At 38.2% G+C, this 15,818-nt stretch carries 11 protein-coding genes; 7 read left to right on the forward strand and 4 right to left on the reverse strand.

The window, feature by feature from the left end; genetic code table 11:
- The first annotated feature begins 5 nt into the window (after positions 1-5).
- From H4J75_RS17165 to ribBA, 7 genes are all read left to right on the forward strand, one after another.
- On the forward strand, positions 6-608 hold the full coding sequence (locus H4J75_RS17165; protein WP_070375856.1) for an RNA polymerase sigma factor: 603 nt from the start codon (positions 6-8) through the stop codon (positions 606-608).
- Complete coding sequence (locus H4J75_RS17170) at positions 605-1,294, forward strand: hypothetical protein (protein WP_182222786.1); 690 nt, start codon at positions 605-607, stop codon at positions 1,292-1,294. Before H4J75_RS17165 ends, H4J75_RS17170 begins: the two co-directional genes overlap by 4 nt.
- A 306-nt stretch (positions 1,295-1,600) precedes the next feature.
- Complete coding sequence (glyA, locus tag H4J75_RS17175; RefSeq protein ID WP_070375858.1) at positions 1,601-2,857, forward strand: serine hydroxymethyltransferase; 1,257 nt, start codon at positions 1,601-1,603, stop codon at positions 2,855-2,857.
- A 229-nt stretch (positions 2,858-3,086) separates the two neighbouring features.
- Positions 3,087-3,542, forward strand: coding sequence for a transcriptional regulator NrdR (gene nrdR, locus H4J75_RS17180; RefSeq protein ID WP_070375859.1), 456 nt, complete (start codon positions 3,087-3,089; stop codon positions 3,540-3,542).
- Entirely contained in the window at positions 3,543-4,679 is a 1,137-nt protein-coding gene (ribD, locus tag H4J75_RS17185; protein ID WP_182222787.1) for a bifunctional diaminohydroxyphosphoribosylaminopyrimidine deaminase/5-amino-6-(5-phosphoribosylamino)uracil reductase RibD, read from the forward strand. It abuts the gene before it with no gap.
- Positions 4,680-4,734: 55 nt separating this feature from the next.
- Positions 4,735-5,400, forward strand: coding sequence for a riboflavin synthase (locus H4J75_RS17190; protein WP_182222788.1), 666 nt, complete (start codon positions 4,735-4,737; stop codon positions 5,398-5,400).
- A gap of 82 nt (positions 5,401-5,482) precedes the next feature.
- A complete protein-coding gene (ribBA, locus tag H4J75_RS17195; protein ID WP_070375862.1) occupies positions 5,483-6,592 on the forward strand; it encodes a bifunctional 3,4-dihydroxy-2-butanone-4-phosphate synthase/GTP cyclohydrolase II in 1,110 nt (369 codons plus the stop codon).
- A gap of 70 nt (positions 6,593-6,662) precedes the next feature.
- Here the strand turns inward: ribBA and H4J75_RS17200 are convergent, their stop codons facing one another.
- The 4 genes from H4J75_RS17200 to dxs all read right to left on the reverse strand — a co-directional run bounded on the left by H4J75_RS17200 (position 6,663) and on the right by dxs (position 15,786).
- Entirely contained in the window at positions 6,663-8,654 is a 1,992-nt protein-coding gene (locus tag H4J75_RS17200) for a TonB-dependent siderophore receptor (RefSeq protein ID WP_182222789.1), read from the reverse strand.
- 182 nt (positions 8,655-8,836) lie between these two features.
- Positions 8,837-9,916, reverse strand: coding sequence for a hypothetical protein (locus tag H4J75_RS17205; RefSeq protein WP_182222790.1), 1,080 nt, complete (start codon positions 9,914-9,916; stop codon positions 8,837-8,839).
- A gap of 156 nt (positions 9,917-10,072) precedes the next feature.
- Entirely contained in the window at positions 10,073-13,708 is a 3,636-nt protein-coding gene (locus H4J75_RS17210) for a hypothetical protein (RefSeq protein ID WP_182222791.1), read from the reverse strand.
- Positions 13,709-13,902: 194 nt separating this feature from the next.
- On the reverse strand, positions 13,903-15,786 hold the full coding sequence (gene dxs, locus H4J75_RS17215) for a 1-deoxy-D-xylulose-5-phosphate synthase (protein WP_182222792.1): 1,884 nt from the start codon (positions 15,784-15,786) through the stop codon (positions 13,903-13,905).
- Positions 15,787-15,818: the final 32 nt, after the last annotated feature.

Genomic DNA, 15,818 nt, shown 5'->3' on the forward strand with positions numbered 1-15,818 from the left:
TTAAGATGAATAACTCGATAGAATTAACATTACAGCAACAAGACCGCTTTCAAACGGCGTATCAACATATATTGAGTTATTCTTTGAAACGTACTGCAAATTATCAGCAAACATTCACCCAATGGATGACAGAGTATGAAAAATTACTCCGTCATATCATTACCGGATTTGAAGCAAAACCGTCAATTCAAGATGAGCTTTTTCAAGAAATAGCCCTCAATCTTTGGCGGGCACTACCTAGCTTTAGAAATGACTGTACGGTAAAAACTTTTGTCGCTCGTATTGCTCATAATGTTTTAGCTACGCATGTTGCCAAAGCAGTAAAAAGTGTCAAGGTAGAGCAAAGTATTGATGATATTTGCCAAGAGACAGAGCAAGATAAAATTCAACCTACACCCCATCAGAGCTTAGAAAAACAACGTAGACAACAACGTTTAGCTCAATCTATTAGGCAACTTAAACTTGAACAACAGCAAGTGATCACCTTAGCGCTCGAAGGCATGAGTTATCAAGAAATTGCCGATATTTTAGTGATATCCGTTAATCTTGTTGGTGTGCGTTTACAACGCGCAAAAATCGCTTTGAGTAAGTTAATGGAGGCGGTATGAACGAAGAAGATTCCCTGTTACATAAAAAAAGTAAAGTGATTTTATCTACTCAAAGTCAAGCTGAGGCGATACTTGATGTTGCAACTTTACCCAAGAATAAAGCGACTAAACCACTCGATAGTTCGGTAATTGATGAACAATGGGCGCAGATGAGCCAAGACTGGCAAAGCCAACCTATTATTAAAACCGATATTAACCGTTTACTTAAACAAACAAAGCAAAGAACTGTGTGGGCTAAATCTTTATTAGTCATAGATATTATGGCTACGTTGGCTATGTTGTTTGTAGCTAGCTATATGTGGCTCAGTGGCTCGAAAGATCAAGCAACCATTATTTACTTAGGTGGTGGTGGCATTCTTTCCATTATTTTTGTAATATTTGCCATTAAAGCTCGTTTATCGGCATGGAAAATAAATTGTGGAAGTCCTGATAAAGCAATTGAACATGCCATTCTCGGTTGTCAGTCGTCTATTAGCTACATCAAGTTAATAAAGTTCTCTTGTCTCATTATTGGGCCCTTTGCCAATTGGTATGTTTTTGCTGTCACCGAGCAATTAGAAAAATCGCCCATTGTTGGTCTAGCTATTTTGAATATATTTCTGGTGAGTATTTGGCTTGTCAGTCAGTCTTTTTATATAAAAAGGCAAGAAGAGTTAAAACAACTAAATGATATTTTAATAAAATAAATATTGGTTATTTCTTAATAAGATAGATTATATTTTGTTTTTCTGCTTTATTTCTGTTTTAAATTTCTTGTTATTGCTTTTTTTCTTCGTTATATTCTATTTGCTGTTAACGTTGATCAAAGCTGTAAAAGTTTTTATCGATAATAACAGCAACACTCTTGGCATATTAGATTACTAAATGAGCTAAAGCTTGTACCTTTATCCGTGTACAACTGAGCTGATTTCAGGCAATATACGCCGCATAAATTTTGCTATCCATTAGACAATTGTCTGTAACAGCTAAGGCTGAATAATTGAGGAAAAACCATGTTTACACGTGATATGAATATTGCTGATTTTGACCCGGAACTTTATCAAGCGATGAGCAATGAGAAAGTTCGCCAAGAAGAGCACATCGAACTTATTGCTTCAGAAAATTACTGTAGCCCGCGTGTTCTTGAAGCACAAGGTTCTCAATTAACTAATAAATATGCTGAAGGTTACCCAGGCAAACGTTACTACGGTGGTTGTGAATTCGTAGATATCGCTGAGCAATTAGCCATAGACCGTGCAAAAGAATTATTTGGCGCAACTTACGCGAACGTGCAACCTCATGCTGGTTCTCAAGCTAATGCTGCAGTTTTTCAAGCGCTTGTTACTCCAGGTGGTAAAGTGTTAGGAATGAGTTTAGCGCACGGTGGTCATTTAACGCATGGTTCTCATGTTAGTTTTTCTGGCAAGTCTTACGAAGCATTTCAATACGGTCTTCACCCAGAAACAGGTGACATAGATTACGAAGAAATGGAACGTTTAGCACAAGAACATAAACCAGAAATGATCATTGGTGGTTTTTCTGCTTTCTCTGGTGTTGTTGATTGGGCACGTATGCGTAAAATCGCAGACGGTGTTGGCGCATACTTTTTCGTTGATATGGCTCATGTTGCTGGTTTAATTGCCGCCGGTTTATATCCAAACCCAGTGCCACATGCGCATGTTGTTACTACAACTACTCATAAAACATTAGCCGGTCCTCGTGGTGGTTTAATTATTTCGGGTTGTGATGACGAAGCTATCTATAAAAAATTAAACTCTGCTGTTTTCCCAGGTGGCCAAGGTGGCCCATTAATGCACATTATTGCAGCTAAAGCGGTTGCATTTAAAGAAGCATTAGAGCCTGAGTTTAAAGTTTATCAACAGAATGTTTTAGACAATGCTAAAGCTATGGTTGCTGTTCTTCAGGAACGCGGTTACAAAGTTGTTTCTAACGGCACTGAAAACCACTTATTGTTACTTGACTTAATTGATAAAGATATTACAGGTAAAGATGCTGATGCTGCATTAGGCCGTGCCCATATTACGGTAAATAAAAACTCAGTACCTAACGACCCACGTTCTCCGTTTGTAACTTCTGGTTTACGTTTAGGTACTCCGGCTATTACGCGTCGTGGTTTTGGCGTTGTTGAAACTCAAGCATTAACGGGTTGGATTTGTGATATTTTAGACGATATCAACAATGAACAGACGGTTACTGATGTTAAAGCCAGTGTTAAAGAACTTTGTTCACGCTTCCCTGTATACGCGTAAATTAAGCTAACGACTTTAGTGTCTTAAGCGATATAGCTGTGGCACTTAAAGTCTAATGGGAAAAGCTATAAATAAGTTAATGTAACAATAGCTTAATTAGACTAAAATGGCCGCATTAGCGGCCATTATTGTTTCTGTCAATTAAACAGAGCTATGTGTCGAAAGTACCGAGTCCATTAAGATAAAAATATACTTATTGGGATTGGTATAACCTTTTTTGGAGCTTTCCATGTATTGTCCTTTTTGTAGAGCCTTAGATACCAAAGTCATTGACTCTCGTTTGGTCTCTGACGGTCATCAAGTTCGCCGTCGCCGCGAATGTCTAGCCTGTCATGAGCGCTACACTACCTTTGAAACTGCTGAGTTAGTTATGCCACGTATTATTAAAAATGATGGTTCACGTGAGCCTTTCAATGAAGATAAAATGCGTAATGGTTTAGTGCGAGCACTCGAAAAACGTCCGGTGAGTGTCGAGCAAGTCGAACTATCGATTAATAAAGTCAAATCAAAGCTACGTGCCACTGGTGAGCGAGAAGTATCGAGTGAGTTGCTTGGTAATATCATCATGGAACAATTAAAAGAATTAGATAAAGTCGCTTATGTGCGTTTTGCCTCGGTTTATCGCTCTTTTGAAGATATTCGCGAATTTAGTGAAGAAATTGCGCGCTTAGGTAATGAAAAATAGATGAAAGAATTTTCAGCCGAAGATTACCGTTTTATGCAACGGGCTATAATGCTTGCCAAACAAGGACATTATACCACCTCGCCTAATCCGCGCGTTGGTTGTGTTTTGGTAAAAGATGGTAAAATTGTCGGAGAAGGTTTTCATCAAAAAGCGGGTGAAGGCCATGCTGAAGTTAACGCGTTAGCAATGGCGGGTAAAAATGCGCAAGGTGCAACCGCTTATGTAACACTTGAGCCGTGTAGTCATTATGGGTTAACGCCACCCTGTGCTAAAGGACTTATTCTTGCCGGTATTAAACATGTCATAGCGGCGATGGTTGATCCAAATCCTAAAGTTGCTGGTAATGGTTTAAAAATGTTAGCACAAGCGGAAATATCTTCGCAACACGGTTTGTTAAGACAAGCGGCTGAAGATTTAAATGTTGGTTTTATCAAACAAATGACCACAGGTTTGCCCTACGTCCGTTGTAAATTAGCGGCGAGTTTAGATGGAAAAACCGCGATGAAAAATGGTGAAAGTAAATGGATTACTTCGCCTCAAGCTCGACAAGATGTTCAGCGTTTACGCGCACAAAGTTGTGCGATTATCAGTGGTGCTGACAGTATATTAACCGATAATGCAAAAATGACGGTACGTTGGTCTGAGCTAGGGGAATTAAAAGATAGTTATCAAGAGGAAGACGTTAGGCAACCGATAAGAGTGATTATAGATACAAAAAATCGCTTAACGCCTAACTTAGCTTTATTTAATGAGCACAGCCCAATAATTTTAATTCGTCGTACCATTGAAAACATTCATCAATGGCCTCATTTTGTAAAGCAGGTGGTTTTACCTGTAGTCAATACATTAGCTAATGAACAACAGATTGACTTACATGCATTACTTCAATATTTAGCTAAGCTAAATTTAAATGATGTACTCATTGAGTCAGGTGCTCGATTAGCGGGTGCTTTTATTGAACAAAATTTAGTCGATGAATTGATTTTATATCAAGCCCCTAAATTGATGGGTGCAGACAGTAAAAGCTTAGTGAATATGACAAGCATTGAAAGCTTGAGCCAAGCAAAAGAACTAAATATAATTGATTTACGTATGATCGGCAAAGATATCCGTATTATTGCTAAACTTTTACCGTAAAATTTTAGTATGGTGTTGAGTTTTACTTGACCTAAAAATGACTTAAAGAGTGATTATGTTCACAGGAATAATTGAAGCAGTTGGTAGCATTCAAGCGATAAACATTACTGGACAGGGTGCAAGAATTGTTATTTCCACCGGTTTATTAGATATGAGTGATGTTAAATTAGGTGATTCAATAGCGACCAATGGCATTTGTTTAACCGTTGTCGCTTTTGACTCATCAACTTATAGTGCCGATGTTTCTAATGAAACCTTACAGCGTACTGGCTTTGTTGATTATCAAACAGGGCAGGCTGTTAATTTAGAAAAAGCCATGTTACCCACCACTCGTTTTGGCGGACATATGGTGTCTGGCCATGTCGATGCTGTGGTTGTAATAACCTCGATTGAACATAATGGTAATAGCCTAGAATACTGGCTTGAAATGCCAAGTGATTTAGCGCCATACATTGCCGAAAAAGGCTCTATCACAATTGACGGCACGAGCTTAACAGTTAACAGTGTCACCGATGATAAATTTCGTCTAACGATCGTTCCTCACACTAACGCGCAAACCATTATTGCTCAATATAAAGCGGGCACTAAAGTCAATTTAGAAGTTGACTTAATCGCCCGTTATATCGAAAGGCTATTAACAAAAAAAGCCGCTAGCACGGCCGAGCACCATAGTTCTGGTGTGACTCATGAACTATTAGCACGTAACGGTTTTATGAAGTAAACAAACAAGGTGGCGTTTGTATATCAAGCGCACTATTGTATTCCTCAAAATTATGAAAAAAAATTAAATAAAAGAGATGATCATGAATTTAAATACCCCACAAGAAATTATTGACGATATTGCTCAAGGTAAAATGGTCATTTTGATGGACGATGAAGACAGAGAAAATGAAGGTGACTTCATTATGGCTGCTGAAAAAGTAACCCCCGAAGCCATTAATTTTATGGCGACTCACGGTCGTGGTTTAATTTGTATGCCGATGACGGTTGAAAAATGCCAGCAGCTCAAGTTACCTTTGATGGTTGAAAAAAATGACGCTCAATTTAGCACTAATTTTACTGTGTCAATTGAGGCCGCTCAAGGAGTAACTACCGGGATTTCTGCTGGCGATCGTGCAACGACTGTATTAGCTGCTGTTGCCAAAGATGCTAATCATTTAAGTATTGTTCAGCCGGGGCATATTTTTCCATTAATAGCCAAAGATGGAGGTGTATTAAATCGCGCAGGCCATACGGAAGCTGGAACCGATTTAGCGCGTTTAGCGGGTTTAGAGCCTGCCGCCGTTATTGTTGAAATACTCAATGAAGACGGTACTATGGCGCGCCGCCCAGACTTAGAAATTATTGCTGAAAAGCATGATTTAAAGATGGGCACCATTGCCGACTTAATTGAATATAGAAATGCTAATGAGACCACTATTGAACGTGTCTCTCAATGTAAGTTACCAACAGCCTTTGGAGAATTCGATTTAACAGTATTTAAAGACACCATTGATGGACAGGCGCACTTTGCCCTAACTAAAGGTGAGATTAAAGCTGACGAACCAACACTAGTTCGTGTTCATCTAGAAAATACCTTTAGAGATTTATTATTTAGCCAACGTGAGAGTGTTGCTCAATGGCCAATGGCTAATGCTTTAGAAAAAATTGCCAAAGAAGGCGGTGTTTTAGTACTTTTAGGTAAGCATGAATCTACTGCGGAGTTAATTTCTCAAGTTGAAAAGTATGCAAAAATTGATGCGGGTGAAGTTGTTAATGAAATAAAGCGTCATGTTGGCTCTCGTAACGTTGGCGTAGGCTCACAAATCCTTTCTAACTTAGGTGTTAGTAAGATGCGCTTGTTAAGTTCACAAACTAAGTATCATTCGTTATCAGGATTTGGTCTTGAAGTTGTTGAATATATAGCGGAATAATTAACGTTAGTCCGAGTTTGTTCATCTATAGAAATATTTTTATAGATGAACATTTAAGCTTGTGATTACGTTAAAATTGATAGCGATAACTCACTGATATTTCTCTGCCTTTTCCTGGTACTTCACCGTTAAATACTCTTGGGTCGAAGACAACATAATCTTTATCCAGTAAATTTTGCGCAATTAATGAAAGTTGCTGTTTTTTATCAAGCTCATAAGTGACTTTACCTGAAATTAAAAAATACTGTTTTTGTATAAAACGGACATCATTAATTGGAGGTAGTGTTACTTCATCTCGCCAAATACCATTAACATTGAATTTCCATTGTCCTGACTTATAGCTTAAATTGGCGCTACCAAAGTGTTTAAAACTCTCGTTAATGGGGTCATCAAAGAGATGGGTGTAATTGATTGAAAAACGTAATTTTGGCGTTAATTCAACACTGGCACTGCTTTCCAAACCACTAATTTCCATATCAACATGGTTAACAAAAGTAAATTGTGCGTCGCCATCGTCAGGAACCTTATTTATAAAGTCTCGTAAATCATTATGAAAAAAGACCAGTTCACTGGAAAAATCATTATGTTGATATATCCAAACGAGCTCTGTTGTTTTGACAAACTCTGAGGATAAATTAGGGTTGCCGTTAGTCACACTGTCATTTGAATAAAGTTCGTTGTTTACCGGAGTACGAAATGACTCACCATATTGCAGTTTTAAGCTATGGTTTTTATTGGCTTGCCAAACGGCTGCGGCACGCGGTGACAGTTTATGATCAATATCTATCACATTGTCATACCTAGCCCCTAAAAATAAACTAATATTATTGGCGACTTGCCACTTGAGTTGACTGTAAATTCCATGCATTTCTTGGGCTTGGTTTAACGCTTTTGTTTCAGGCATCACAGCGATAGCGACAATTTTGTCGAGATAGTTTTCATCACTAACGATAATCCGCTCTTGCTGATAATCATAGTAAGTGACGGCGTTACCCGATTGAAATTGATTAGCGCGGCGATATTCAACCCCAGAATTGAGATGAATACGTGGATTAACTATCCAACTGTGATCTAGGTTTACATCGCTTGATTGAGTGCGCCAAAAGGGCCCCACCAAAAAATCATTTTCGATAAGGCCAGACTCTTTTGCTAAGGCCATCCCAGCAGACTTGATTTCAAAGAGGCTATAAGACGCCTTAATCTCTAGCTGATGCTTGTCATTGTGCCATATCTTACTTTTACCCGATATTGAAAAGCTTTCACTGGTGTGGATATTATCGACAGAATAGCCACCAAGATTAATAAATTCATCGAGTTCATTTTCGCTGTAGCGGATGTTAAGTTTATTATTTTTATAGTGTGCACCGAGTTCTAAATAGGTATTACTATAGGGGTCTTTAACTTGGCGATTCAATGGTGAGGTATATTGATGGCCATTAGACTTCTCAATCGAAATATTACTGTGTAAACGTAAGTTTTTAGAGAGCGACTTTTGCCAGCTAGAGGAAAGTTGCTGATAACCTTTTTCACCTATACTTACTTTAAGCTGCTTAACTGATTGTTGAGTAATTATATTTAACACACCTAAAAAAGCATTGCTGCCATAAAGCGCTGAGCCAGGACCTCGAATAACTTCAATACGTTCAATAATATCAATGGGAATATGGGGGGTATAAACGGAAGCTTTACCAAAGGAAACTTCATTAAGTCGTTCGCCATTGAGCATAACAAGAATATAACCATTGTCTAAATAAACGCCACGTGCATGTTCTTTCGGGACTGCTCCCACCCAATCACCACGAGTCATTTGAAAGCCAGGAACAAAATTCATCACATCATAGGCATTTTTCACCCCTAATGATTCAATATCAGTGCGTTCAAAGACCGTGATTGTTGAAGGTACTGTTAGAACAGTTTCTTCAGTTTTTGTCGCTAAACTAATACGTACTTGCATTAGTTCTTTTATGCTGAGATCAAAGATGTCTTTTTCAACGACAGCAGCAAAACTACTATTAAGGGGTACAATGAAAAGACAGCTAATAATCCAAACGAAAATTTTCATATAAATTAAAAAATTAATAGCTTTGTCATTAAATTAGTTGGTTCTCCCGTGCAATGCAAGCGAAAAGCGACATCACTTCAGCCACCAGCTAACTTTAGAAGTGAAAGTCGAGATTAAAGGCTAAATTTAGCTGTATTTTCAAAGTAAGCTAAAAGTTATATGGCTTTAGCCACTGGCTAGTTTTAGAAGCGATAGTAGAGATTAAAGCCTAAATTTAGTAACATTGCCTGTTCTATTTTAAGACTGTCAATCGCAAAGGTAACTGAAAGCCAGTCATTTTTATATTGGATTTCTGGGGCGGTATTTTCAATATCAAATGAAATCCGTGTTGATGAATTTTCGTGTGCGATATCGAATCCTAAATAATAAAAATTTTGCTCGCCCTGTCTTTTATAACGCGCTAGATAACTTATTTGCTCGCTGTGATGATAAAAACCGATAAAGCTTAATTGTTTAGGTAACTTAAACTGATGTTTGCTGGTTGTTTCTTTACCACGATAAACAGGTAAGTAGGCGACCCCGCCAACACTATTAATAAAAGTACCATCGGTATCTATGTTGCCCGCACTAAAGCCAGATTCGTCAACGGTAAAATGGTTATAGATATCTTTTAAGTCAGCGTTAATAGATAAGTATTGGTTTAGCTGCCAACGTAAATGAATATCAATCGTTATACCTGTGCCATCGGCATCCCAATCGTTACTGTTGCGGCGCTTTAAAAAATTATTGGCAGTATAAAACTCATCTAATTGTGCAATGGCAGATATATTGCCATTAAGATCACTAGCAAGGGTACCCGTTAAGTTAGACTCCCTCGTGACATTTAAGTCCCAATAACCGAGACGTATTTCACTACTAAAGTTTTCAAATTCATATTTATAGCCGATACGTAAACCATTACTACGCTGATGGAATAACTTTAATGCGATATGATATTTTTCTTGTGTGTCGAGTGCTAAATCGTTTTTGTCTAAATAGAATACTTTTGCTGTATCGGGATTTGAATAAACAAAATAATCATAGCGTTGTGCAACACTCAATGACAAGTGCTGCCAATAACTGCTCATACCCACTTCATTTTGTGTAAAACCGTCACTGGCATTTTTTTCTGGTGATTGTCGCCAGTTGTCAGTAATCAGTTGCTTAACGGGTAAAATATTACTAAATGATTGGCTTGTGGTAAATACTTCAATTTTTGTTGAAGCTTGAGAAAAAGTGGATAAAAATATCAATAGTAATAAAAATAAATAATTAACGTTCATTAACTTCCTTAAGTTCTAGCGGTGTTTTCCATGATATTTATTGTAGTTAAACAAAGTTTAAGTTTAATAAAAAAACTTAACTTATAAGTAAAAAAATACCAGTCACACACATGACTGGTATTTTATCTCTACTTTTTGTTTAGCTAATGATGGAGGTTATAATGTTTCGGTTGTTTCATCGGTAAATACAAACCAAATAACACCATCACGATCTTCTATATCTGCAACTTTAGTTGCTGAAGAACCTACTACAATACTACCAATAACATCGGATGTTGAATCTTCCACATCATTCATTATGAGTAATACACCTTCGCTGTTATTTACACTAAAAGAGCCTTCTTCATCAGTTTTCATATGGGCAACAAACTTACGCATATTCTCATCGCCAGGCAATTTGTAACTCATTTCAAGATCGAACTTACCGTCATCAAAAGCGGTACGTTGACCTGATAGCATCAAGTTTACTTGGTAATCACCTAAAGTTGCTTCTAATGAGAGCGCAGCACTTAAATCTAAGAAAACATCTTCGTTTTCTAATGATTCATCACTATCTGGATGCGTGTTAACACCAGAAAAGGTTGTACTACCTATAACTATTGAAGCAATATCTTCGGTTGATAGTTCTGCTTCCACTGAACCTACACCGTCGATATATGTTGTTAAGTAAGATCCTCTTCCATTCACTATAAACTGCTTATAAGCTTCTAAAGCATTTGTTGTTGAAAAAGGATTAAAAGGTATCTGCCAATGAAGTTCAGCACTCTCCCAAGTATCAAATGCATAAAAAGGATTCTCTATTAAAGCGATACCATCTTCATCAACTAATACGCCTTCTTCATTGATGTAATCGCTATATGTGTATGATTGAGTAAAGTAATCAGCTAAACCATCATTATTTTCATCAATAGGAGTGATTCGAACTAATAGATAAAACTCATCGTCTATACCAAAAGAAGCGTGTCGGTTTATTAAGAGCTCTTCTACATCTAAATCAACATCATTTGTTGAAAAAGTTCTTATATCTGTAACCTCGTCTCCGATATTACTTGTTACATGGCGAGTAAAGGTAAAGTTAGCCGTGTTCGTATAATCAACACCATAGACTCGAGTATAAGTATCGTCTTTTACAGTAACTGTGTTGCTGTCATCACTCACCGTTATTGTAAATACATCTTCAATTGGCAAACTCGAAGTAATATTTGCAGCAATTACTGTGACCCCCCCTTCAGCGATTGCAGAATAATCATTATCGCTAAAGAAAACTGATGCACGAGCACCTGTCGTTAAGTTAGTTTCAAGTTCATTACGTTCAAATGCTTTAATCTCAAATATAAATGCATCTGCTGCATTCGCTATTGAAGCGGGATACATTCTATGTGCTTCCATTAACTCTTCAAATGTATCATAGCTACTTGAGCCCCATTCAGGTGTTACTAAATCATGAACTTCACCCTCATTATTAACTAAAGCGTAATCGTCATTGATTATAGAACCCGAATAGCCTTTCCAAGTGTAACTATCAGCAACGCCATCACCATTATCATCATTTGGAGTAACTGTTTCGAAGAAAGCCCATTCGTCTAAATTGGTTGCAGTATCAAAGCCAGACATTGTGCCATATGTTCGAGGAATTCGTGTTGTAGTGTTGACTCGATGTGGTGTTTCAGTAGATTGATCTGGATTCCAAATTGTTTCTTCGCTACTCCAAGCACCTTGTGTGTCATGAGAGGTAAAAACAAAAGTATAATCGACAGGTTGAGACATTAACTCTGAAGATATTGCATTCAGAGTGTTTTTATCATCAGATACGGTAATTGTATACATATCGGCAACCGGAGCGCCAATGTATTTAAATTCAGGAGCTTCGTAATTTTCTAAGTTTTTAATGTTAACAGTTAAAGTTGCTCTAATTAAGTTACCTTCTAACGAGCTAAACCCACCACTTAAGGTTAGCATTTCTGGAAGAATATTAGTTTCGGTACTCTTTAAGTATCGATCAACTTCACGCACAGGGTTACCATTTTCATCCCTAATAATTATGTAATTTTCATCTCTTGCATATTGTTCAACTGCATCTAAAACATGTGATTTAACCGGCATTAGCTTAGTTTTAATCATGCCAGTAAAAGCGACGGGGTCTATTACCGTATCACTTGCTTTTTGTTCTAAGATAACTTCAAGCGATAACTCCCCTGAGGTTATTTCTCCTGCGTAGGTATCATCTTCAAGTGAGGTTCGACTGATAGCACTATCAAGGTTAACTTTTGCGAAACTACCTTGAGTTAACGATAGCATGGCACCCGCTGATTCAATTGAACCATCAAGGTTTAAAACAATGCTTAAGCCGTCTTCAGCAAAAACAGCAGAAGCATTTAAGCTGATTTTTTCACTACCTGAAGTGGCACTGATTTTAAATAATATGCCGCCATTAGCCGTTTCTTCATCAAGCGTTATAGAACCTACCGCACCATCAATACTCAAAAATGGGCCTATTGGGAAGGTTCCCTCCGTAATGGTGCCTGCTTCATACCTTATGCCCATTTCTGATAAGGCGTCGGTAACGTCTGCTAGTAATAAAAAGCTCGCTGCTTCAGCCTCAACCATTAAACCAGCACTATCAATGAGCTCGATGTACTTGTCGCCTTCGGTAGTTACACCGGTATTGGCTTCTTTACCCACTTCAAATAGATGACTAAAGAGACGCACATCAGCAACCATAGCTTTTGCTTTAGCAATAGCATCACCTGTTGTTGGTACTTCCGTTTCAGGTTCACTGCGGCCATCTTCATCTTCATTGGCCTCTTCATATTCTGATTGATTTTCTAAGGTGATTTCTTGTTGGTCAAGCTCGCCCAGTATTTCACTGTTATCTTGGCTTGATAATATTGGATCTGCAGCTATCGCTTGAGCTGCAGCAGCTGCGACATCGCCAGCACTATCAAGAACTTCAACTAAAGACAGTTCAAAACCTTCATCGTTATCATCTTGATGTACCAGTAATGCGCCATTGTGTTCGACTATATCTTCAATAACATCGGCTAATCTATTTGATAGAACACCCGTAGCATTTTCTTGGCCGGCAAACAAAACAGACATAATGCCAGCATTGATCAAGCCGTAGCGTAACTCATTAACATTATCTTCACCTGCAACACTGGCTGCATTTTCGACAGCCGTTGGCTCAAGTGCCGTTAAACTGCCCATAATATTAAAAGCATTGGCAATAATAGAAGAGTGCGCTTGTATTGTTGTTTCACTAACTCCGCTTTCATCGGCTTCTATAAGTGCTGCGGCTAAATGGGTGAGAGCTGAAATATTTACATTTGCGGTCCCTGCATTATCACTCCCTACGGTTGAAATCGCTGATAAGACTAAGGTTGGATCAACAGTGGCTAGTGCTATTGGGGCGCCGTGGGCTAATTCACCACAACCTGCAGGAGCATCACATATCATCGTGGTGTTTTCACCTACAGATAATTCTACTTTGATAGCGCCGTCGTAATCTAAAAGGGTAATGGTATAGCTACCATCATCTTCAGTAATAATTGAAGATGCAGCTAACTCGGCATCTTCAAGTTTAACCGCTTTTCCGTCAACGTATTTATAAACAGTAACCACAGCGTTTGCTATTGTGCCTTTTATCGCTTTACCTTTGACAACGGTTTGTATGAGGACTGGAGCAGGTGGTGGTGCTATTGTAGGGGGTTTAGTACTAGAGCTACTGGAGCCACCACAAGCGGTGAGGGCTGAAATTAGCGCAAGAGAAATAATATTTTGAGTGAATTTCATTAAATAATCCTTATTCATATATGAGAAATATATCACGTATATTATTTAAGCAGATAAAGACAAGTTTTTAAAGAAAAAATAATAATTAGTCGTAACAATCTAAGAATAATTAGAAGGAAAGAGAAGGGGGATAAAGATTAAGTCACTAATAATTAACTATTATTAGTGACTTTTGGTGGGCGTTTTAACAATATTTAGCGTTCAATAAAATGGGTTATTTTATCAATAATACCTTTACTATCTAAACCAAGTTCTTGATGAATCTCTTGTTGGGTACCATGCTTGATAAAGGTATCAGGTAAGCCAATATTTAATATTTTAATCGCAACACCTTGGCTTAGTATATATTCATTGACTGCTGAACCTGCGCCACCTGCAATTGCATTATCTTCAACGGTCACAATAACACTATGGCTTTTTACAATGTGGTCGATAAGTGTTACATCAAGCGGTTTTATAAAACGCATATCAATGAGCGTAGTATTTAATTGTTGAGCCGCTACTTTAGCTTCATCAAAAGTACTACCAAAGTTTAAAATGGCAACCTTCGGCTCAGCACTATCAGTGGTTGTTTCTAAAATAGTTTTTGCTTTACCTATTTCAATTGTCTCGCTGATGTCAGGTAAAGGCGCACCGTTGCCTGACCCTCTTGGATAACGAACAGCCGCAGGACCATTATGCTTAAAACCCGTGCTAAGCATCAATTGACATTCTCTTTCATCCGATGGCGCCATAATAACAATATTTGGAACACAACGCATAAAGCTTAAATCAAATGAGCCTTGATGAGTTGGCCCGTCTGCGCCAACAATGCCGGCTCGGTCAATCGCGAACAAAACGGGTAAGTTTTGGATCGCCACATCATGAATGAATTGATCGTAACCACGCTGTAAAAAGCTTGAATAAATAGCGACTACCGGTTTTTTACCGCCAATAGCGAGACCCGCAGCAAAAGTTACCGCGTGTTGTTCTGCAATCGCGACATCAAAGTACTGCTTAGGAAAGCGCTGACTAAATTCAACCATGCCAGAGCCTTCACCCATGGCAGGTGTGATGGCTATTAGTGAATCATTATTTTCTGCTGTTCTGCAGAGCCAATCGCCAAATATTTTTGAATAAGTGGGTAAACATGGCTTACTCTTTGGCAAACTCGTTTGTGCGGGATCAAATTTAGGGACAGCATGATATTTTATCGGGTCTTGCTCTGCTGCGTGATAACCTTTGCCTTTTTTCGTGGCAATATGAAGGATTTGAGGCCCTTTTAAGTTACGCATATTAGTAATGGTATCAACCAAACCATTGACATCATGACCGTCGATAGGGCCAATGTAATTAAAGCCTAACTCTTCAAAAAAGGTACTGGGTACAACCATGCCTTTTAAATGTTCTTCTGCACGACTTGCTAATTCTTTAATAGGTGGAATACCCTTTAGTATGCGCTTACCACCCTCGCGTATTCCTGTATATATACTGCCAGATAACAATCGAGCAAAGTGATTATTCAATGCACCAACATTTTCTGAAATTGACATTTCATTGTCATTTAAAATAACCAGCATATCGCTTTTAATATCACCAGCATGATTTAACGCTTCAAAAGCCATACCTGCTGTCATTGCGCCGTCACCAATAACAGCAACAACTTTACGATTTTTTGCTTCTTGTTCTGCAGCAACAGCCATACCTAGTGCCGCAGAGATAGACGTGCTTGAATGGCCAACACTTAATACATCATATTCACTTTCTTCACGCCACGGAAAAGGGTGCAAACCATCTTTTTGACGAATAGTATGCAGTTGATCGCGCCGACCCGTTAAAATTTTATGTGGATAAGCTTGATGGCCAACATCCCATATCAGGTGATCAAAAGGCGTTTTATAAACATAATGTAATGCGACCGTTAATTCTATTGTGCCTAAACCAGAAGCAAAATGGCCACTACTTTTACTTACAGAACTTAATAAGTAACTACGCAGTTCTGTACTGGCCTGAATTAGCTGGCTTTTATTTAACATGCGCAGATCGTCAGGAGAATTTATATTGGCCAATAAAGGGTAGTCGGCAAGATTTATAGTCATATTTATTTTGTTTATTCTTTAAATTGCAAGAG

Origin of the sequence: Colwellia sp. BRX10-1, assembly GCF_014077545.1 — a bacterium.
Classification (GTDB): Bacteria; Pseudomonadota; Gammaproteobacteria; order Enterobacterales; family Alteromonadaceae; genus Colwellia_A.